Origin of the sequence: Micrococcus endophyticus (assembly GCF_014205115.1) — a bacterium.
Classification (GTDB): domain Bacteria; phylum Actinomycetota; class Actinomycetes; order Actinomycetales; family Micrococcaceae; genus Micrococcus; species Micrococcus endophyticus.
Genome location: NZ_JACHMW010000001.1, coordinates 389,242 through 409,928, shown reverse-complemented (window position 1 = coordinate 409,928; position 20,687 = coordinate 389,242). Strand labels below are relative to the sequence as shown.

Here is a 20,687-nt window from a genome sequence, read left to right as displayed (position 1 = left end):
CGCTCAGCCCTGGCCGGCCTTGTAGCCCACGCCGCGGACGGTCAGGACGACGCACGGGTTCTCCGGGTCCGGCTCCACCTTGGAGCGCAGCCGCTGGACGTGGACGTTCACGAGGCGGGTGTCCGCCTGGTGGCGGTAGCCCCAGACCTCCTCCAGCAGCATCTCGCGGGTGAAGACGTGACGGGGGCGCCGGGCGAGGGCGACGAGGAGGTCGAACTCCAGCGGCGTGAGCGAGATGGCGGCGCCGTCGCGGGTGACCTGGTGGCCGGCGACGTCGATCTCGAGGTCGCCGATCTGCAGCACCTCGGCCGGCTTGGCCTCGCCCTCGCGCAGCCGGGCCCGGACGCGGGCGACGAGCTCGGCGGGCTTGAACGGTTTGGGCACGTAGTCGTCGGCGCCGGACTCCAGGCCGCGGACCACGTCCGCCGTGTCCGACTTGGCGGTGAGCATCACGATCGGCACGTCCGACTCGGAGCGCAGCAGCTTGCAGACCTCGATGCCGTCCATGCCGGGCAGCATGAGGTCCAGGAGCACGAGGTCCGGGCGCTCGCGGTGGAAGGCCGGCAGGGCGGCGGTGCCGTCCGCGGCGAACGCGGCCTCGAAGCCGTCGTTGCGCAGGACGATGCCGATCATCTCGGCCAGCGCCTCGTCGTCGTCCACCACCAGGATCTTGGCCCTGCTCATCGTGCCCTCCTCGTCCGCGCGCGGTCCGGCACCACGGGCGTCACGCGGCCCGGGCACAGGGATCCTGCAGGTTCAGACCGATGATAGCGGCCGCCCGGGACGCCCCCGTCCGCCGGGCTCACCCCAGCACGTCGTCGAGTCGCGCGGCCAGCTCCGCCGCGTCCGTGCGCAGCCGCCGCAGCACGGTCGCGTCGTGGCGGCCCGGCGCCGTCAGGCCCGTCCCGCGCAGGTGCGCCGGGTCCGCGCCGAGGCGCTCCCACGTGGTCACCACGTCGGCCGGGCGCAGGTGCGCCGCCGGGCTCAGGGTGAGGCCGCGGCCGGCGTCGGCCCAGCCGGCGGCGCTCTCCCAGGCGGCGCGGGTGCCGGCGGCGCCGTCCGGGCCGTCGTCGAGGTCGCCCACCGGCACCACGAGGCGGACCGGGGCGCCTCCGTCGTCGTCCTCCCCGCCCGCGGCGGGCAGGCACTCCCCCGCGAGCGCGGCGAGCTCGGCCGTGGCGGGCACGTCCGCCGCGGAGGCGGTCCGGCGGCCGGGGGCCAGCCACACGGACGCCACACCGGGCAGGGCGGTGAGGGCGGCGAGCAGCTCGCGCCACAGGCCGCGGGCCTCGTCGCGGGGCAGCGAGCGCACGGTGCGGTAGCCGCTCGCGGTGGGCAGGGCGCCGGCCAGGACGGCGGCGGCCCACGGCTCGTCCACCAGCAGGCCGAGGCCCGCGGCCCCGGTGGCCGCGCGCAGACGCGGGACCGCCTCGAGCAGCCCCTCGAGGTAGGAGGCGGCGACGTCGCGGCGCGCGCCGTGGTCGGCGAGCACGCGCTCGCCGCCGGGCAGCCACAGCCCGCCCAGCAGGCTCAGCGGGCCGCGCACGCGCACGGCCAGCCGCTCGACGACGGCGCCCTCGGCCCCGGCGGTGTCCGCCCAGCGGTGCGCGTCCTCGCGCCAGAAGGACGCGGCGCGCCGCCGGTCCATGCCGGAGCCGGCGGCCCCGGGCGGACTCACCCGCCAGCCGTGGGGCTGCAGGTCCACGGCCAGCTCGGACAGCAGCGCGGCGGAGCGGCCGGTGGCGTCGGCGCCGGGGCCGCGGGCGGGCAGCTCGGGCAGGACCGGCCAGTGCTCGGCCCCGAGCTCGCCCAGGGTCACCCGCTGGGCCTCGGCGGCGTCCGTGCCGGCCCACGGGGAGCCGCCGAGCGCCACCGGGCGGGCGCCGTCGTCGTGCGCCTCAGGCATCGGCGCCGCCGCGCCGAGGGTCGTCCCCGGCGTCCGTCCGCGTCCGGTCCGGCGCCGCATCGGCCGCCGGGTCCCCGGCGGGCGCCTCGGGCCCCGCCCCCGCGGCGAGGGCGCGGTGGTGGCGGATCACCTCGGCGATGATGAAGTTCAGGAACTTCTCGGCGAACGCGGGCTCGAGGTCGGCCTCGATGGCGAGCCGGTGCAGGCGCTCGATCTGGGCGGCCTCGCGGCCCGGGTCCGAGGGCGGCAGCTCGTGGCGCGCCTTCAGCGCCCCGACCCGCTGCGTGAACTTGAACCGCTCGGCGAGCAGGTAGACGAGCGAGGCGTCGATGTTGTCGATGCTCCCGCGGATCGCGTACAGCTCCGCCAGGACCTCGGGGTCCGTCCGGCCGGTGAGCGAGCTGGCGTGGGGGTCGTAGTCCGGGCTCATGGCCGAAGCCTACGCATCGGATCCGGCGGCGAGTCGGGCATTGCGGGCGGTGTCGATGGTGGCCTGGCCCAGCACGCGGGTGCCGCGGTAGAGCACGGCGGTCTGCCCCGGCGCCACGCCCCGCAGCGCCCGGGCCGGCTCGATCTCCCAGCGCGGACCGCCGGCCTCGTCCTCGAGCTGCCGGGCCCGCGCGTCGACGATCTCCCCGTGGGCGCGGAACTGCAGGGCGCAGTCGAACCACTCCCCCGTCCGCGCCTCGGGCAGCGCGGCGCCGGCCCACGTGGGGCGGATGCCGGTGATGCGGTCCACGTCCAGCAGCTCCCGGCCGCCCACCACCACGGTGTTCTCCTTGGGCCGCACCTCGAGCACGAACCGCGGCCGGCCGTCCGGGGCGGGGCGGCCGATGGCCAGGCCCTTGCGCTGGCCCACCGTGAACGCCTGCGCGCCGGCGTGCTCGCCCACGGCGCGGCCGTCCGCGTCCACGATCGGGCCGGGCGTCAGGTCGATGCGCTCGGCGAGCCAGCCGCGGGTGTCCCCGTCCGGGATGAAGCAGATGTCGTGGGAGTCTGGCTTGGCGGCCACGGACAGGCCGCGCTCGGCCGCCTCGGCGCGCACGAGCTCCTTGGAGGGCGTGTCCGCGAGGGGGAAGAGGCAGTGGGCGAGCTGGTCCGCGGTGAGCACGCCGAGGACGTAGGACTGGTCCTTGGCATCGTCGGCGGCCCGGTGCAGCTCGAGGCCGCCGTCCGGGCCGGGGCGCACAGCGGCGTAGTGGCCGGTGCACACGGCGTCGAAGCCGAGCTCGAGGGCGCGCTCCAGCAGGGCGGCGAACTTGATGCGCTCGTTGCAGCGCATGCACGGGTTCGGCGTGCGCCCGGCCGCGTACTCGGCGACGAAGTCCTCCACCACGTCCTCGGCGAAGCGCTCGGAGAAGTCCCACGTGTAGAAGGGGATGCCCAGGCGCTCGCAGGCGCGCCACGCGTCCGAGGCGTCCTCGATGGTGCAGCAACCCCGCGAGCCGGTGCGCAGCGTGCCGGGCATCCGGGACAGTGCCAGGTGCACCCCGACGACGTCGTGCCCCGCCTCCACGGCGCGCGCGGCGGCGACGGCGGAGTCCACTCCTCCGGACATGGCAGCCAGGACCTTCATCGGCTCTCCTCCTTCGTGGTCGGTGCGCCCTTCGGCGTCGGTGCGCCGCGGCGCGGCGCGGGGGCGAGGGCGCGCAGCGCGGTGATCAGCGCGTCCACGTCCGCCGGGGTGCTCGTGCGCCCCAGGGTGAAGCGCTGGGTGGCCCGCGCGTCGGCCTCGGTGCGCCCGGGCAGGGCGGCCACCACGTGGGAGGGCTCGGCCACCCCGGCGGTGCAGGCCGAGCCGGAGGACGTGTCCAGGCCGGCGGTGTCGAACGTGAACAGCAGCGCGTCGGCGGTGCGGCCGGGCACCGTGACGTGCACGTTGCCAGGCAGGCGCCGGGTGCCCGGCGGCAGGGGCTCCCCCGTGGCCGGGTCCGCGTCCCGCGGCCCGGTCAGCGCCACGGTCTCCAGGGCCTCGACGGCGTCGATCACCCGGTCCCGCAGCGCCCCGAGCCGCACTGCCTCGGCCGGCTGCTCGGCCACGGCCTCGGTGAGGGCGGCCGCGAGCGCGGCGGCCAGCGCCACGGAGACGGTGCCCGAGCGCAGCCGGCGCTCCTGGCCGCCGCCGTGGACCACGGGCGTCAGGGCCACGTCGCGGCGCACCAGCAGGGCACCCACGCCCACCGGGGCGCCGGCCTTGTGCCCGGACACCGCGAGGGTGGCCGCCCCGGAGGCGGCGAAGTCCACCGGCACGGCGCCGACCGCCTGCACGGCGTCCGTGTGCAGGGGCACGCCGTGGGCGGCGGCGATCCGCGCGGCCTCGGCCACGGGCTGGACGGTGCCGATCTCGTTGTTGGCCCACATCAGCGCCGCCAGGGCGGTGCGCTCGGAGGCCGCGGCGAGCGCGGAATCCCACGCGGCGAGGTCCACGACGCCGTCGGCGTCCACGGGGACGATCACCGGCTCGGCACCCTCGTGGGCGGCGAGCCAGTCCACGGCGTCCAGGACGGCGTGGTGCTCGGCGCCGGTGAGCACGATCCGCCGCCGCTGCGGGTCGGCGGCCCGCCGAGCGCGGAACAGGCCCTGGACGGCGAGGTTGTCCGCCTCGGTGCCGCCGGAGGTGAGCACCACCTCGCTGGGGTGCGCGCCGAGGGCCGCGGCGACCGCCTCGCGCGCCTGCTCGAGCGCCAGCTTCGCGCGCCGCCCGGAGGCGTGCAGCGAGGCCGGGTTGCCGGGCAGCGCGGCCGCCTCGGCCAGGGCCGCGAGCGCGCTCGGACGCACCACCGTGGTGGCGGCGTGGTCCAGGTGCACGCGCTCCCCGAGGGGGCGCGGGGTCGCGGCGGAGGGCATCGGACCAGTGTACGAGCCGCCCGCACGCACCGTCCGGCCTCGGCGGTGCGCACGAAGCGGGACGGTGCTCCTGTGCCGCCCGCCTGCCCAGGGGTGCGGCGATCCCGGGTCCGTCCGATGCGCCAGAATGTCGCCATGACCCTGACCGAGCCCGCCCTGCGCCACCCCGTCCGCCGCTTCGCCCGCCGCGAGGTGGACTTCCGCCGTCGCATCCTGACGATGGCCGTGGTGAACCGCACCCCGGACTCCTTCTACGACGACGGCGCGGCGTTCGCCCTCGAGGCCGCCGTGGACCAGGCCCGGGCGGCCGCCGAGGCCGGCGCGGAGTGGGTGGACGTGGGCGGGGTCCCGTTCGCGCCCGGCCCCGCCCTGGACCCCGGCGAGGAGGCCCGGCGGGTGGTGCCGCTCATCGCGGCCCTGCGCGGGGAGGCCGCCGAGCGCTCCGAGGCCGTGGCCGGGCTGATCCTCTCCGCGGACACGTTCGAGCCCGCCGTCGCCGAGGCGGCCATCGCGGCGGGCGCCGACGTCGTCAACGACACCTCCGGCCTCGTTCACGCGGACCTGGGCCGCGTGGTGGCCGCCTCGCAGGCCCACCTCGTGGTCACCCACTCGCTGGCGCACGTCCACGGCCCCCGGGCGGTGGCGCCGCAGCCCCGGTACGACGACGTCGTCGCGGAGGTCCGCGAGTACCTGCTGCGCACCGTGGAGCGGGCCGTCGCCCTGGGCGTCCCCGAGGAGCGGATCATCGTGGACCCGGGGCACGACCTGAACAAGAACACCCTGCACACGCTCGAGATCACGCGGCGGCTGGACGAGATCGCCGCGCTCGGGCTCCCCGTCCTGGCCGCCGTGTCCAACAAGGACTTCATCGGCGAGAGCCTGGACCAGCACCGCCATGAGCGCCTCGCCGGCTCGCTCGCCGCCGCCGTGGCCTGCGTGCACGGCGGCGCCCGGATCCTGCGCATGCACGACGCCGCCGCGTCCGTCTCCGCCGCCCGCCTGCTCGAGTGCGTGTTCGGCTGGCGCGAGCCCGCCCGCCTGGTGCACAACATGGGCGAGGCCAACCCCGCCCCGGACCGCACCTCCCTGGCCGAGCACCGTGCCGGCCGCGTCCGGGCCGGAGGGACGCGGTGAGGCGCCTGGCCGCCGTCGGCCCGGAGCTCTCGGACGAGGACCTGCTCGCCCTGCGCCGCGCCCCCTCCCCTCAGGACGCCCCGGGGCCGTGGGTGCGCGCCGTGTTCGTGTCCTCCCTGGACGGGGCCACCGCCCTGGACGGCCGCTCGGGCACGCTCGGCTCGCCGGCGGACCGGCGGCAGTTCGCGCTCGCCCGCACGGACGCGGACGTGATCCTCGTGGGCGCCGGCACCGTGCGCGCCGAGGGCTACGCCGGCCCCCTCGTGGACGCCGCCGCCCGGGCCCGCCGCGCCGCCCGGGGCCTGCCGGAGCACCCGGCCGTGGCCGTCGTGACCGGCTCGCTGGACCTGGACCCGGACGGCGAGTTCTTCCGCGCCGCCCCCGTGCGCCCGTGGGTGATCGCCTCCGAGCGGGCCGTCGCGGCCCGGCCGGAGCGCGCCGCGGCGCTGGCGGAGGTCGCCGACGTGCTGACCGCCGGCGTCCGGGACGTCGAGCCGCGGGAGCTGCTGGCGCTCCTGGCCGGCCGCGGCGTGCGCGTCGTCCACTGCGAGGGCGGGCCGACCCTGTTCGGCGCCCTCGCCGCCGCCGGCGCCGTGGACGAGCTGCTCCTCACCCTGTCCTCCCTGCTGGCCGGCGGGGCGGGGCCGCGCCTGGTCCCCGTCGTGGAGGGGATCGGGCTGCCGGCGCGGATGCTCCCCCACCACGTGCTCACCCAGGACGGGGACCTCTACCTGCGCCTGCTCCACGAGCGCCACGCGGCCCTGCTGGCCGACGCGCCCGTGCTCGACGGACGGGCGGGCACGGGTCGATGAGCGCCGCAGACGAGCACCGCACGGCCTACGAGGTCCTCGGCGTGGACCGCGACGCCGACGACGCGGCCGTGCGCCGCGCCTACCGGGCCGCCGCCCGCCGCACCCACCCCGACGCCGGCGGCGATCCCGCGGCGTTCCGCGCCGTCTCCCGGGCCTGGCAGGTCCTCGGCGACGCCGACGCCCGCCGCCGCTACGACCTGTCCCTGCCGGCCCCCGGCGCCGGCCGGGCCCCCGCCTCCTGCGGCGCTGCCCGACCGGGGCGGGCCGCGGCGTCGAGACCGGCCCGGGGCGCCGCCGGCCGCCCGGCGCGCACCGTGCGGTACGAGCCGCCGCCCGGCGAGGGCGAGTCCGACGCCGCCGTCCTGGACCTGCCCCGTTCCAGCCAGCGCGTGCACGGCGCGCCGCGGCCCCGCGGGATCCTCCCGGACGAGCACCGGGTGCTCCGCCAGGCCCGCACCCTGGACCTCCTGCTGCGCCACGTGGCCGACGCGCTGCCGGCCGCGCGCGTGCTCACCGGGCTGCGCCTGGCCGGCCGCTGGGGCCGGCCCCTCGACGTCGACCATGCCGTGCTGTGCGGGCACCGCCTGGCGCTCGTGGGCTCCGTGATGGTCCCGGAGGGCGCCTACACGTGGGACGGGTCCGACCTGCGCTCGCGCGGGCGGCCGGTGGCGCCCCCGTTGCTGGGGCCCGCCATGATGGCCTGGCAGCAGGTGCTCCCCCAGGTCACGGTGGGCGGATTCGTGCACGTGATGACGGACCGCGACGCCCTCCACGGGCCCGTGATCCGCCACGCTCGCGGGGCCGACGACCCCGGCGCCCGGGCCGACCTGCTCACCGCCCCGCCCGCCCCCGGCCTGCAGTTCGTCCGCGACATGCTCCTGTTCCTCGGCACGGGCGAGGACCCGGACCTGGTGGACCGCCGCGTGCTCGGCACCCTCGTCGAGCGGCTGCACTGACCCGGGTCCGCGTCCCGGTCCCCGTGCTCCGGGCCGCGGAGGCGCCGCGCCACTAGGCTGAGCGCGTGTCCGACTCCCCCGCCCCGCCCCGCCCGAACCCCCATGAGGGCGCCGAGCGCGCGCCCGCGCCCGGCACCCCCCGCTTCCGCATCCTGCTGCTGACGCCCGAGATCCCCGGCAACACCGGCAACGCGATCCGGCTCGCCGCGATCACCGGGGCCGAGCTGCACCTGGTGGAGCCGCTGGGCTTTGGCTTCGAGGACGCGCACCTGCGGCGCGCCGGCCTGGACTACCACGACCTCGCCGTGGTCACCGTGCACCCGGACCTGGACGCCGCCCTGGCCGCGCTCGCCCCGGCCCGCGTGCTGGCGTTCACGGCGCGCGGGCGGGTGCGGCACGACCGGGTCGACTACCGGCCCGGGGACGTGCTGCTCTTCGGCCGCGAGTCGACGGGGCTGCCCGAGGAGGTCGTCGCCGACCCCCGCGTCGCCGAGACCGTCGCGCTGCCCATGCAGCCCTCGCGGCGCTCGCTGAACCTCGCGAACGCCGTGTCCGTCGCCGTCTACGAGGCGTGGCGTCAACACGGGTTCGCCGGTGCGGCGTCCGCGACCGATTCCCTAGACTGAGGCCACCATGCAGACTCCTGACGCGTCCGAGCCCCGGGCCGACCGCTCCGCAGCGGCCGGCGCGCCCGCCCTGGACACCCTGCTCCGCCGCAGCGCCGAGGGCGACCGCGCGGCCTTCTCCGCGTTCTACGACGCCACGGTGCCGTGGGTGCACGGCCTGGCCTCGGCGATGTTCCGCTCCGCGGACGACGCCGCGGAGGCCACGACCCGCACCTACCTGACCGCGTGGGAGGAGGCGTCCGAGGCCGGGCTGGACCTGAGCGAGCACGACGCCGCCTCCCACCGCGAGCGCCAGGTGTTCACGTGGCTCGAGGTCCTGGCGCACCGCGTGATGACCACGCTCCTGCGCACGGACGGCCTCCCCGAGGCCGGGCACGGGCTGCTCCCGGACCGCGCCGGGCCCGGCTCGGCCGGACCCGCCGAGCGGCCCGAGGACCTGGACTCCCGGGTGGACCCGGCTGCGTTCGAGGCCGTGCGCCTGGCCTGGCTGGGCGGGCTCACGGACCGGCAGGTCGCCGAGCGGATGGGCCGCCCGGTGGCCGAGTCCCGCACGCTGCTGCGCGACGGCGTCCGGCAGGTCGTCGAGGCGCACCGCGCGCTGACCCGCGACGCGGCGGACCGCTCCCCGGCGACGTCCGCGCGCCCGGCGCTGGCCACCTCCGTCCGCGAGGACGTCGAGGCGGGCCACGCCCTGGAGCTGGCCGACCTCTCGGCCGTCCACGCCCTGGAGACCGCCGGCCACACCGCGGCGGTCTCGGCGGTGCAGCGCCGCGGCGGGGACCTGCCCCGCTGGCGCTCCCGGGTGGACGGCGCGCGCCAGGCGGTGGCCTGGGCCTTCCGCTCCGTGACCGCCGAGCCCCCCTCGGCCATGCTGGACGACGTCCTGCGCCGCCTGCCCGCCCAGGACGTGGGCATGGACCTGATCGGCGAGGAGGCCGCGCCCGCCCGCCCGCCGAAGGACCGGCTGCGCTGGCTCAAGATCACCGCCATGGTCCTGCTGGCCGCGCTGGTGCTCGGCGTCGGCGCGTGGACGGTCTGGAGCCAGTTCACCCGCCCGGGCATCGTGCACCGCGTGGACCAGTCCGAGGACCTATTCACCACCTCGGAGAACCCGGCCCGCGACGGAGGCACCGCGCAGGCCTTCCTCTCCCGCGACCAGAACAGCGGCTACGTGACGGTCAGCGGCATGCCGCAGCTGCCGGACGGCCAGGCCTACCAGGTGTGGCTGTACCCCGACGACGGCACCGCCCCCGCCTCGCTGGGCACCTTCGACGCCAACGGCTTCGGCGAGCCCGTCACCTTCCGCGGCCTGGACCGGTTCGCCGCTGTCGGGATCACCGTGGAGCCGAGCTCGGGCTCCGAGGTGCCGACCACGGACACGCTCGTGGGTGTGGACCTCGACCCGACCGCGCACACGGGCCCCCGCTACGGCGGGCGGCCCAGCACCAACTGAGGCTCACACGGCGAAGGGGCCGGCGACGGATGACGTCGCCGGCCCCTTCGCTGTCCCGCGGCGGCTCAGGCCCCGGGCTCAGAACCCGGAGATGGTGCCCGGCCCGTTGACGGTGACCAGGTGGAAGGCCTCGGCGAGGCCCGGCGCGGCGGCGGGGCCGGCGGCGTGCCGGTGGTGCTCCGTCATCTGCGCGTGCACGTGCCGGCGCATGGCGGCCACGTCCGGGTGCTGGGAGATGTGGGCGTCCAGGGCCCGCAGCTTCACGTCCTCCAGGCCGGTGACGTCCACGACCGTGTTCCGCCGCGCCGCGGGTGCGCTGTAGAGCAGCAGGTGGCGGATCTTGAAGGCCTCGAGGCCCTCGGCGGCGAGCTCGGGGTAGGCGTAGGGGTTCTCCACGGCCGGGTACGCGGCGCGCACCACGGCCTCCCCGCACGCCAGGTGGTCCGGGTGGGCGGCCTGCATGAGCTCCCAGTCGCGCTCGGGGTGGGTGCTGAGCACCACGTCCGGGCGCACTCGGCGCATGAGGGCCACGAGCTTGCGGCGCACGCCGTGGTCCGGCTCGAGGTGGCCGTCGCGCTCGCCGAGGAAGTGGACCTCGTGGGCGCCGACGACGGCGGCCGCGGCCCGCTGCTCCGCGTGGCGGCGGGCGGTCATCGCCTCGGGGCCCTCGGAGTCGAAGCCGCCGGCGTCGCCGTCGGTGACGACGCAGAGCTCGACGCGCAGCCCCGCCGCGCTGAGGCCGGCCAGGGTGGCGGCGGCGCCGAAGTCCAGGTCGTCGGGGTGGGCGCCGACGGCCAGGACGGTGCGCCAGCCGTGCTCGGCCGCGAGCGCGGCGGGGGTGATCGGGGTCGTCACTGGCTGGTGTCCTCCTGGAACTCGACCTGGGCCTTCTGCTCCGCGCCGTCGCGGAGATAGGTGATCTCGGCCGAGTCTCCCACGCGGTGCTCGCGGACCACGGCCGTGAGGGACTCGGAGTCGATGACGGCGCGCTCGCCCACCGCGGTGATCACGTCGCCCTCCCGCAGCCCGGCCTGCGCGGCCGGCGAGTCGGCGACGACCTCGTGGACGCGGGCGCCGTCGCTGAACACGGTCCGGGCCTGCGCGTCCCCGCCCTGCACCTCGGCCGGCTCGGGGGTGACGCTGACGCCGAGGACCGCGTGGGTGGCCTCCCCGTGCTCGATCAGGTCCTGGGCCACGCGCTGGGCGTAGTCCACGGGGATGGCGAAGCCCACGCCGATGTTGCCGGCCTCGCCCTGGCCCTGCCCGGCCGAGGCGATGGCGACGTTCACGCCCACGAGCCGGCCCTGCCCGTCCACGAGGGGGCCGCCGGAGTTGCCGGGGTTGATGGCCGCGTCGGTCTGCAGCACGTTGATGTAGACCTCGCCCTGGGGGCTCTGCTGGGCGCCGGGCAGCTCGAACCGGAAGCGCTCCGGTCCGGAGGACGAGCCCTGGCCGGGGCCCTGGCCCTGCCCGGACTCCTGCTGCCGGGGCGCCTCGGAGGAGGCGACGGCGATGGTGCGGTCCAGGGTGGAGATGATGCCGTCGGTGACGGTGTTCGGCAGGCCGAGCGGGGCGCCGATGGCGATCGCGTCGTCGCCGACCTTCAGGTCCGCCGAGCGCCCCATCTGGATGGGGGTGAGGTCCGGGGCGTCGATCTTGATGACGGCCAGGTCCGAGAGCGGGTCGGTGCCGACGACGGTGGCGGCGTACACCGTGCCGTCTGAGGTGCGCACGGTCAGCTCCGCGTCCGAGGTCTGGCCGCCCAGGGTGACCACGTGCGTGTTGGTGAGGATGTGCCCCTCCTCGTCCAGGATCGAGCCGGAGCCCGAGCCGGAGCCCTGCCCGGAGGTCGCGGAGATGGTCACCACGGAGGGCAGCGCGGTCTTGGCGGCCGTGCCGACGGCGGTGTCCGCCACGTCCTGGCCGGGGTCGGCGGAGGCCGGGCCCGAGGACGTGGAGGAGTCCGGCGCGGAGCCGGAGGCGTCGGCCCCCGGCTCTGCCGCGACGCCGCAGCCGGCCAGTCCGGTCACGAGCACGGCGGAGGCGAGCAGGCCGAGTCCGGCTCGGGCGCGCGGGGCGCGTCGACCGGGGTGCCGCGCCTCCGCGGCGGGCCGGGCGGGTGCCGGGGTCTGATCCGTCAGGGTCTGGTCCGTCGGGGTCTGGTCCGTCGGGGTGTGGGCCACGGTGTCCTCGCTTCGCATCGGATGCCCCGGGCGGTCGACGCGGACGTCACGGGCGGCGGACGCGCGTCCCGGGGCGGGACCATGCTGGCCCCTGATCCTGGGCGTCCTCTGAACGTCCGCCGGGAACGCTCCCCGCGCCGGGGCGGGGCCCGGGCCGCGCGCCCTCTCCCCCAGGACGGCGGCCCGGATCCCTTCTCTCCGGCTCGGCGACCGCCCTACACTCGACCGCAGGATCCGGCGGACCGCCTCGAGAGGGCGGCCCGCCTCCGCCGTCGAAGGAGCCCCCGCATGACCCCCACCGCCCGCCCCGCCGCCGCCGGCCGCCTGGCCCGCGCCGTGACCGCCGCGGGCCTGGGAGGCGCGGGCCTCCTGCTCGCCGCCCCGGCGGCGGGCGCCGTGACGGTGCCCCCGGGCGTGTACGTGGTGGACGAGGCTCAGGTGCTCACCCCGGCCGAGGAGCAGCGGCTGACGAACGAGATCACCGCGCTCGGCCGCGAGACCGGCCAGGGGCTGTACGTGGTCTACGTGGACGAGTTCGAGACGAACGCGCAGGACCTGGCGCAGGACGTCGCGGACCAGCGCGGGCTCGGCACGACCGACTCGATCCTGGCGATCGCCGTGGAGCAGCGCTCCTTCGGCTTCGACGCCGGGGCGCGGGACACGGCCCTGCAGGACGACGTCACGGCCACCTACATCCGCCCCGCCCTGCAGGACGCCTCCCGGACGGGCTGGCTGGGCCCGGCGCTGGCGGCCGTCCAGGGCGTGGACGACGCCGCGGACGGCGAGCTGGACGGCGTGGGCGCCTCCGGCGCCGAGTACGACCCCGCCGGCACGCTGCCCGGCCGCGCGGCGCGGGATGAGGGCCGCGGGGCCGGCTCGGCCGGCCAGGAGTCCTCCGGCGGCGGCGCCCTGACCGCCGTGCTCGGGGCGGGCGCCGTGGCGGCCGCGGTCGGCGGCGGCGTGCTCGTGGCCCGGAACCGGCGGAAGAAGGACGGCGGCGCCGTCGAGCGCTCGGGCCGGGACGCCCGCCCCGTGGAGCGCGACCCCCTGGACGAGATGAGCCTGGAGGACCTGCGCACCCGTGCCGGCTCGAAGCTCGTGGCGGCGGACGACGCGATCCGCTCCTCCGAGCAGGAGCTGGGCTTCGCGATGGCCTCGTACGGCGAGGACGCCGTGCGGACGTTCCGCGAGGACATCGACCAGGCCAAGGAGCACATGCGGGCCTCGTTCCAGCTGCAGCACCAGCTGGACGACCACATCCCGGACACCGAGGAGGACCAGCGCTCCTGGCTCAAGGAGATCATCCAGCGCAGCGACGCCGTCGGCGCCGCCCTGGCCTCCCACCAGAAGGACTTCGACTCGCTGCGCGACCTCGAGAACAAGGTGCCCGAGGCCCTCGAGCGGATCGACGCGCGGCTGCCCGAGACCCGCGCTCGGGTCCAGCAGGCCGAGTCCTCGATCTCCGCGCTCCACGGCCAGTACGCCGAGTCAGCGCTGGCCGAGGTCGCGGACAACGCGGCCCAGGCGCGCGAGCGCCTCGAGTTCGTGGAGACCGCCGAGGCCAAGGCCCGCCAGGCCTGGGAGAGCCAGGACCGCTCCACCGCGGCCCTGGCCGTCCGCGCCGCGGAGGAGTCCCTCAGCCAGGTGGACACGCTCACCGAGGCGGTCGGCAAGGCGGAGGGCTCGCTGCGCACCATCGTGGGCAACCTCCAGACCGGCCTCGCCCAGTCGGAGCAGGACCTCGCCGAGGCCGAGACCCTCGTGGCCAACGGCTCGCACCCCGAGCTGGCCGGCCCCGTGGCGGGCATGAAGAGCACCCTGGCCGCCGTGCGCCGCTCCCTCTCGGGCGGCCGCCCCGACCCCCTCGACCTGCTGCACCAGCTCGAGGCGGCGCACCGGCAGCTCAACACGCCGCTGTCCGGCGTGCGCGACGCCCGCGAGCAGGCCCGCCAGGCCTCGCAGATGCTCAACTCGGCGATCGCCCAGGCCCAGGCCCAGATCGACGGCACCGCCGACTTCATCGGCGCCCGCCGCGGCGCCGTCGGCTCCGAGGCCCGCACCCGCCTCGCCGAGGCGGACCACACCCTGCGCGCCGCGATCGACCTGTCCCGCACGGACCCGGTCACCGCCCTGCAGCAGGCCCAGCGCGCCTCCCAGCTCGCGGAGCGCGCCTCCGAGCTCGCCCGCCAGGACGTGGAGGGCTTCGGCTACGGCGGCGGCATGTACGGCCCCGGCATGGGCGGCATGTACGGCGGCCGCCAGCGCAGCGGCGCCGGTGCCAGCTTCGGCGGCGGCCTGGGCGGCGCGCTGCTCGGCGGTATCCTGATGAACTCCATGTTCAACAGCGGCGGCGGCAGCTGGGGCGGCGGCGGCTTCGGCGGCTTCGACGGCGGCGGGCTCGGCGGAGGCGACTTCGGCGGGTTCGGCGACATCTCGGGCGGCGGCTTCTGACCGACGCCCCCTACGACTCCGGTGCACGGCGCATCGGCCCGGACCGCTCACCCGGCCGGGGCCCGGCCCGCGGAGGCGGGACGGGACGGACGCAGGCCGACGGTCTGCGCTGACGTGAAAGACCGACGAAAGGCAGACATCATGGTCAAGCAGTCCATCTTCGGCCGCATCAGCACGCTGGCGAAGGCCAACATCAACGCGATGCTGGACAAGGCGGAGGACCCCCAGAAGATGCTGGACCAGATGGTCCGGGACTACACCAACAACATCGCCGAGGCCGAGGCCGCCGTCGCCCAGACGATCGGCAACCTGCGGATGATCGAGGACGACTACCGCGAGGACCAGGACGCCGCCCGCAGCTGGGGCCAGAAGGCGATCGCCGCCTCCCAGAAGGCGGACGACTTCCGCACCAAGGGCGACGCCGCCTCCGCGGACAAGTTCGACAACCTCGCCAAGGTGGCCATCGAGCGTCAGATGGACTCCGAGCGCCAGGCCAAGTCGGCCGAGCCGACCATCACCTCCCAGCGGGAGATCGTGGAGCGCCTGAAGACCGGCCTGGACCAGATGAAGGTCAAGCGCCAGCAGCTCGTGTCCAAGCGCGACGAGCTGACCGCGCGCGCCAAGTCCGCGCACGCGCAGTCCGCCGTCGCCGACGCCGTGAAGTCGATCGACCTGCTCGACCCGACCTCCGAGGTGTCCCGCTTCGAGGAGAAGGTGCGCCGCGAGGAGGCCCGCGTCCGCGGCCAGCAGGAGCTCGCCGCCTCCTCCCTGGACGCCCAGTTCGAGTCCCTCGAGGACCTCGGCGAGAAGACCGAGGTGGAGGCCCGCCTGGCCGCCCTGAAGTCCGGCGGCGCCGGCCAGTCCGCCCTGACCGCCGGCGGTTCCGAGGACTCGGACCTGGCGCTGGACTACGGCGTCGAGACCACCGCGGAGCAGGGCGCCGAGCAGACCCGCGTCGAGCGCGGCTGACCCTCCCCCTCCCCGACGGCCCGTCGCCCGGCACCTGCCGGAGCGGCGGGCCGTCGTCGTGCCCGGCCCCGGGCGGCGCGGAGCGTGCGCGCGCCCTCTGCTAGTGTCCCTGGGTCCCCGGGCCGACCCACGGGGGCGCCTCGCATCCGCCTCCGCACAGAGGGAGAACCCCATGCAAGAGCAGTTCACGGCCTGGTCCGTGCTGGTCGACGCCGGCCTGATCGGCGCCCTGCTGGCCGTCGGCACGCTGGCACGCGCCGTCATCAAGCCGCTCCAGACGCTCATGATCCCGGCCTCCGTGATCGCCGGCATCCTGGGCCTCGTCCTGGGCCCCAACGTCCTGGGCTGGCTGCCGTTCAGCACCCAGCTGGGCACCTACGGCTCGATCCTGATCGTGATCGTGTTCGTCTGCATCGCGCTGACCGACGACTTCGACGTCCGCAAGATCGGCCGCCCCGTGGGCTCCTTCGCCTCCTACGGCGTGCTCATCTACGCCTCGCAGGTGGCGATCGGCGCGCTCGTGGCGCTGCTCGTGCTGCAGCCGCTGTTCTCCACGCCGGACTCGTTCGCCGCGCTGCTGTTCGCCGGCTGGGCGGGCGGCTTCGGCTCCGCCGCGGCCGTGGGCCAGGCCTACGCCGCCAACGGGGACATGACCGTCACCTCCCTGGCGTACACCTCCGCCACGGTCGGCATGATCGTCGGCGTGGTCGGCGGCATCATCCAGGCCAAGATCGGCGCCAAGCGCGGCCACGCGAAGGAGTTCGCCGGGCTGACCTCCATCCCGGACGAGCTGCGCACCGGCGTGCTGGACCAGGTCCAGGAGCGCCCCGTGATCGGCCGCCACACCTTCTCCGCCGCCTCGGTGGAGTCCCTCGCCTTCCAGGTCGGCGTCGTGGCGATGATCGCCGCCGCCGCGCACGGCGTGGTCACGTGGATCACCGCCGTGTGGCCGAACATCGTGGGCGAGGACGGCCCGAAGCTGATCATCCCCGCCTTCGCCGTCGCGTTCATCCTCGGCCTGATCGGCCGCGTGGTCTTCCAGGCCACGAAGACCGCGAAGTTTCTCGACCCCGGGTCTCTGAACTCCGTGTCCGGCACCGCCACGGACATCCTCATCGTGTGCGGCATCGCCTCGATCGCCCCCACCGTGGTGGTCGACTACTGGCAGCCGCTGCTGGTGCTGTTCGTCATCGGCCTCGCCCTCGCCCTGTTCCTCGGCCTCGTGGTGGCTCCGCGCGTGATGACCGACGCGTGGTTCGAGAAGCAGCTGTTCACGTGGGGCTGGGCCACCGGCGCCGTCGCCACGGGCGTGGCCATGCTCCGCATCGTGGACCCCAAGCTGAAGTCCGGGACCATGGAGCAGTTCGGCGTCGCCTACATCCCCGTGGTCCCGGTGGAGATCGCCGCCGTGTCCTTCGTGCCCCTGCTGCTCATCGCCGGCCTGTCCTGGGCGGTCGTCGGGATCTGGGGCGCGATCGCGATCGCCGCGATCCTCGCCGCGATCTGGCTGCGCCGCACCGACCCGGGCGTGCGCTCCCCCGCCCAGCAGGCGGTCCGGGCCGCCAGCCGCTGACCCGTCCCCGCACCGATCGCCCGAGGGCGGTCGCCCCGCGGCCCGGCCCCGTGCCGGCGGCCGGGGCGGCCGCCCTCGGGCGTTGCGGGGCTCCTGCCGGCGGCGGGGTGGCCGGCCGGGCGGTGCGAGGAGAGGCGGGCCGGCGGCGAAGGAGCGGGCCGGCGGTGTGGCGGGACCGGCCTCGGCGAGGTGGCATCGGGGCGGTCGACACGGGCCCGGACATGCGAGAAGGCCCCCAGCATATGCTGGGGGCCTTCTCTTCTCGTTGCGGGGGCAGGATTTGAACCTGCGACCTCCGGGTTATGAGCCCGGCGAGCTACCGAACTGCTCCACCCCGCGGCGACTCATAGAACTATACACACCTTCCGGACGGAGTCCAAATCGGCCCCCGAGGCGGTCCGGGCCCCACCCCCGACGACGAAGGCGGGCCGCCTCCCGCGCGCTCGGCGTGGGGGGCGGCCCGCCTCGTGATGCTCGGACCGGCCGGGAGGGACCGGCCCCGTGGAGCGGGGCCGGTCCCTGCGGTCAGCCCTCGGGCGCCGGGCTGGGCGCCTCGGAGCCCTCGGCCGGGGGCTGGCCCTCCGCCGGGGCCTCGCCCTCCGCCGGGGCCTCGCCGTCGGCCGGGGCGTCCCCGTCGAGGGCGTCGTCCGCGGCGGTGGCGCGGCGCAGGGCCTCGTTGAGGCGGTCCTGCTGCTCGCCGTACCCGGCCCAGTCGCCCTCGGCCAGGCGCTCCTGGCCGCGGGTCAGCGCGTCCTGGGCCTCGGCCAGGGCGGCAGAGAGCTCCTCCTCGACCGATCCCGGCGCCGGGGCGGCGCCGTCCTCGCCCTGCGGCGGGTCGCCGGCCTGGCCCTCCTCCGGGGTGACGGCCCCGGAGTCGCCGTCGAACACCTGGTCCAGGGCCTCCTGGAGGGTGTCCGCGAAGCCCACCTTGTCGCCGAAGGACACGAGGACCTTGCGCAGCGTCGGGTAGGTGGTGCCGCCCGAGGAGCGGACGTACACGGGCTGCACGTAGAGCACGCCCCCCGCGACCGGCAGGGTGATCATGTTGCCGTTGAGCACCTCGGAGGCGCCCTGGCGCAGCAGGTTCAGCTCGCGGGAGACGGTGGCGTTCGAGTCGAAGTTCGCCTGCGCCTGGCCGGGGCCGGGAACCGTGGTGGAGCGCGGCAGCTCGAGCAGGCGCAGCGTGCCGTAGTCCTCCGCCTTCACGCCGTCCTCGCCCGTGCCGGCGTCGCCGGCGGCGGAGAGGAAGCCGTAGAGCACGTTGCGCTGCTGGGTGCCCTGCGTGATCTGCGGGATGTAGTTGCTCGTCAGGGAGAAGGCGGGCTCCTCCTGGCCGGGCATCTGCAGCGTCATGTAGTACGGGGGCTGCTTGACGTCGCCGTCGCGCGTGGGGTCCGAGGGGACGGACCATGCGTCGTTGTTCTCGTAGAAGTCGTCGGCGTCGGTCACGTGGTAGCGGCCGAGCAGCTCGCGCTGGACCTTGAACATGTCCTCCGGGTAGCGGACGTGGTCCATCAGCGCCGCGCTCATCTCGGAGTACGGACGCAGGGAGCTCGGGTACACCTTCTGCCAGGCCTGCAGCAGCGGGTCCTGGTCGTCCCACGCGTAGAGGGTCACGGAGCCGTCGTAGGCGTCCACGGTGGCCTTCACGGAGTTGCGGATGTAGTTCACCCGGCCCTGCAGGGCGGCGTTCGGGCCCTGGCTCAGCGAGTCCACGGTCACCTCGCCCAGCTGCTGGGCGGTGGAGTACGGGAACTGGTCCGAGGTGGTGTAGGCGTCCACGATCCACTGCACGCGGCCGTCCACGATCGCCGGGTACGGCGAGGTGTCCACGGTCAGGTACGGGGCCACCTTGCTCACGCGGTCCGCGGGGTCGCGGTCGTAGAGGATCTGGGAGGCCTCGTTGACGTCCGAGGAGAGCACGAGCTCGGGCGAGCCGAACTTCACGGCGTAGGCCAGCCGGTTGAACAGGCCGCCCACGGAGGGGCCGCCGTCACCGGAGAAGGTGTACGCGGTGTCGTCCTGCGAGTCCGCCGTCTGCGGGCGGTCGCGCTCCACGGCCGGGGCGCCCTCGGGCGCGCCGACCACGGAGTAGGACGGCGAATTCTGGCCGAAGTAGATGCGCGGCTCGTAGTCCTCGTCCGAGGCGAGCGGGCCGCGCGTCGGGATCTCGGAGAGCAGCCACTGCGGGCGGCCGCCGGCGGCCACCTCGGACGCGTCCGCGACCACCATGCCGTAGCCGTGCGTGTAGATGGTGTGGCGGTTAACCCAGGACTGGGTTTCGTCCACGTTCACGTCGCGCGCGGCGAGGATGGTGTCGCGGGTCTGCCCGTCCACCTCATAGCGGTCCACGTGCAGGGTGTTCGGGAACGCGTAGTAGGGGCGGAACTGCTGGAGCTGGCCGAAGGTCTGGGAGATCAGGTTCGGGTCCATGAGGCGGACGTTGGCCGTGTTGGCCTCCTCCCCCGCCAGGGCGCCGGCCTCGGTCTCGGTGACGCCCTCGTAGTTGGTCACCTCGACGGCGTCCAGGCCGTAGGCCTCACGCGTCAGCTCGATGTTGCGGCTGATGTACTCGGCCTCGAGCGTGCGCTCGGACGGCTTGACCTGGTACTCCTGCACCACGAACGGGTAGGCGGTGCCCACCACGAGCGCGGTGATCACGAGCACCGCGGTGCCGATCAGGGACAGGCGCCACTTGCCGGAGAACACGGTCCACACGAACAGGCCGGCCACGATCACCGCGGTCACCGCGAGGATGGCCGAGGTCGGGATCACGGCGTTCACGTCCGTGTACAGGGCGCCGGCCCAGGACCCGGACTGGGACTGGGCGGTGCGGTACCGGTTGAGCCAGAAGTTCACGGCCTGCAGGAGCAGGAACAGGGCGAGGACCACGCCGACGTGCACGCGCGCGGCCGGGGCGACGCGGATGCCGCCGCCCTCCTCCACCCGCACGGAGCCGTACAGGTAGTGCACGAGCACGCCGGCGATGCCGGCCACGAGGACCACGGAGGTCAGGTACCCGGCCACGAGGCTCAGGAACGGCAGCGTGGCCATGAAGAACATCATGTCCAGGCCGAACTCCGGGTCCGCCTGGCCGTAGGGCACCTGGTTGAGGAACAGCAGGACCGTGTCCCAGCCGTTCATGGCCGCGGAGCCGGCAAAGAGGCCGAGCACCACGGGCACGCCCAGGAACACGAGGCGCCGGATCGGCTCGAGCTGGCGCTGCGCCTGGCTCAGCGAGTCGCGCCCGGCCGCCGAGGCGTCCGACGGACGGTGCCGCCACGCGGTGCGGATGGCCAGCCACACGGCCAGGGCCATGCCCAGGGCGCCGAGCAGGAACAGCGCGGCCTTGGCGAGGACCTCGGTCCAGAACACCTCGGTGAAGCCCAGCTGGGAGAACCAGAGGACCTCGGTGTAGACGTTCGTGAAGAGCACGAACAGCCCCACGAGGATGGCCACCGCGATGACGGTGAGCACGAGCGCGCTGGGGCGCCCGGGCCGGCCGGAGCGGGGCCGGTCTGCGGCCGAGGAGCCCCCGGCTCCCCCGCCGAACGGGCCGAAGGGCCCGCCGCCCTGGCCGCCGTCACGGCCGTCGCCGCCCGGTCCCTGCGGCGCGCCGCCGAAGGGGCCGAACGCCCCGAACGGGCCGGAGGAGCCCCCGGCGGATCCGCCGCCGTCCCGGGGCGGGCCGCCGAAGGGCCCGCCGCCTCCCTGTCCGAAGCTCACTGCTCTGTCCTCTTCCCTCCCGCGTCCGCGGGGATCTGCTGCCGGCCGGGG

At 75.9% G+C, this 20,687-nt stretch carries 16 protein-coding genes and 1 tRNA gene; 8 read left to right on the top strand and 9 right to left on the bottom strand.

Annotated features, from left to right (window positions below; all coding sequences use genetic code 11):
• Positions 1–3: 3 nt before the first annotated feature.
• From mtrA to HDA33_RS01940, 5 genes are all read right to left on the bottom strand, one after another.
• A complete protein-coding gene (gene mtrA / locus HDA33_RS01960) occupies positions 4–684 on the bottom strand; it encodes an MtrAB system response regulator MtrA (protein ID WP_184170374.1) in 681 nt (226 codons plus the stop codon).
• A gap of 118 nt (positions 685–802) precedes the next feature.
• A complete protein-coding gene (locus HDA33_RS01955) occupies positions 803–1,906 on the bottom strand; it encodes a hypothetical protein (protein ID WP_184170372.1) in 1,104 nt (367 codons plus the stop codon).
• Positions 1,899–2,336, bottom strand: coding sequence for a chorismate mutase (locus HDA33_RS01950; protein ID WP_246416844.1), 438 nt, complete (start codon positions 2,334–2,336; stop codon positions 1,899–1,901). The genes HDA33_RS01955 and HDA33_RS01950 overlap by 8 nt, the downstream gene beginning before the upstream one ends.
• Positions 2,337–2,345: 9 nt before the next feature.
• Complete coding sequence (mnmA, locus tag HDA33_RS01945; protein ID WP_184170367.1) at positions 2,346–3,482, bottom strand: tRNA 2-thiouridine(34) synthase MnmA; 1,137 nt, start codon at positions 3,480–3,482, stop codon at positions 2,346–2,348.
• A complete protein-coding gene (locus tag HDA33_RS01940) occupies positions 3,479–4,753 on the bottom strand; it encodes a cysteine desulfurase family protein (RefSeq protein ID WP_184170365.1) in 1,275 nt (424 codons plus the stop codon). Before HDA33_RS01940 ends, mnmA begins: the two co-directional genes overlap by 4 nt.
• A gap of 135 nt (positions 4,754–4,888) precedes the next feature.
• Between HDA33_RS01940 and folP the strand changes: the two genes are divergently transcribed.
• From folP to HDA33_RS01915, 5 genes are all read left to right on the top strand, one after another.
• Positions 4,889–5,887 carry a dihydropteroate synthase gene (folP, locus tag HDA33_RS01935; RefSeq protein ID WP_184170362.1) on the top strand — a complete coding sequence of 333 codons (999 nt, stop codon included), beginning with the start codon at positions 4,889–4,891 and terminating at the stop codon, positions 5,885–5,887.
• Entirely contained in the window at positions 5,884–6,699 is an 816-nt protein-coding gene (locus HDA33_RS01930; RefSeq protein ID WP_184170359.1) for a dihydrofolate reductase family protein, read from the top strand. Before folP ends, HDA33_RS01930 begins: the two co-directional genes overlap by 4 nt.
• Complete coding sequence (locus HDA33_RS01925) at positions 6,696–7,655, top strand: J domain-containing protein (protein WP_184170356.1); 960 nt, start codon at positions 6,696–6,698, stop codon at positions 7,653–7,655. The genes HDA33_RS01930 and HDA33_RS01925 overlap by 4 nt, the downstream gene beginning before the upstream one ends.
• A 65-nt stretch (positions 7,656–7,720) precedes the next feature.
• Positions 7,721–8,281: a tRNA (cytidine(34)-2'-O)-methyltransferase gene (locus HDA33_RS01920; RefSeq protein WP_420826906.1), complete on the top strand. Its 561-nt coding sequence runs from the start codon at positions 7,721–7,723 to the stop codon at positions 8,279–8,281.
• A gap of 7 nt (positions 8,282–8,288) precedes the next feature.
• On the top strand, positions 8,289–9,734 hold the full coding sequence (locus HDA33_RS01915) for an anti-sigma factor (RefSeq protein WP_184170353.1): 1,446 nt from the start codon (positions 8,289–8,291) through the stop codon (positions 9,732–9,734).
• A 78-nt stretch (positions 9,735–9,812) separates the two neighbouring features.
• Here HDA33_RS01915 and HDA33_RS01910 read toward each other — a convergent pair whose 3' ends face one another.
• On the bottom strand, positions 9,813–10,589 hold the full coding sequence (locus tag HDA33_RS01910; RefSeq protein WP_184170350.1) for a PIG-L family deacetylase: 777 nt from the start codon (positions 10,587–10,589) through the stop codon (positions 9,813–9,815).
• Positions 10,586–11,917 carry a S1C family serine protease gene (locus HDA33_RS01905; protein ID WP_338104221.1) on the bottom strand — a complete coding sequence of 444 codons (1,332 nt, stop codon included), beginning with the start codon at positions 11,915–11,917 and terminating at the stop codon, positions 10,586–10,588. Before HDA33_RS01905 ends, HDA33_RS01910 begins: the two co-directional genes overlap by 4 nt.
• 288 nt (positions 11,918–12,205) lie before the next feature.
• Between HDA33_RS01905 and HDA33_RS01900 the strand changes: the two genes are divergently transcribed.
• The 3 genes from HDA33_RS01900 to HDA33_RS01890 all read left to right on the top strand — a co-directional run bounded on the left by HDA33_RS01900 (position 12,206) and on the right by HDA33_RS01890 (position 16,910).
• Positions 12,206–14,368, top strand: coding sequence for a TPM domain-containing protein (locus HDA33_RS01900; protein ID WP_184170345.1), 2,163 nt, complete (start codon positions 12,206–12,208; stop codon positions 14,366–14,368).
• Between the two features lie 141 nt (positions 14,369–14,509).
• The gene (locus tag HDA33_RS01895; RefSeq protein ID WP_184170342.1) at positions 14,510–15,337 is read left to right on the top strand and encodes a PspA/IM30 family protein; all 828 of its coding nucleotides are present in this window, start codon (positions 14,510–14,512) and stop codon (positions 15,335–15,337) included.
• A 172-nt stretch (positions 15,338–15,509) separates the two neighbouring features.
• Positions 15,510–16,910: a sodium/glutamate symporter gene (locus HDA33_RS01890; protein ID WP_017488800.1), complete on the top strand. Its 1,401-nt coding sequence runs from the start codon at positions 15,510–15,512 to the stop codon at positions 16,908–16,910.
• Between the two features lie 265 nt (positions 16,911–17,175).
• Here HDA33_RS01890 and HDA33_RS01885 read toward each other — a convergent pair.
• Positions 17,176–17,249, bottom strand: a tRNA-Met gene (locus HDA33_RS01885).
• Between the two features lie 186 nt (positions 17,250–17,435).
• Positions 17,436–20,636 carry a UPF0182 family protein gene (locus HDA33_RS01880; protein ID WP_184170339.1) on the bottom strand — a complete coding sequence of 1,067 codons (3,201 nt, stop codon included), beginning with the start codon at positions 20,634–20,636 and terminating at the stop codon, positions 17,436–17,438.
• Between the last annotated feature and the right edge of the window lie 51 nt (positions 20,637–20,687).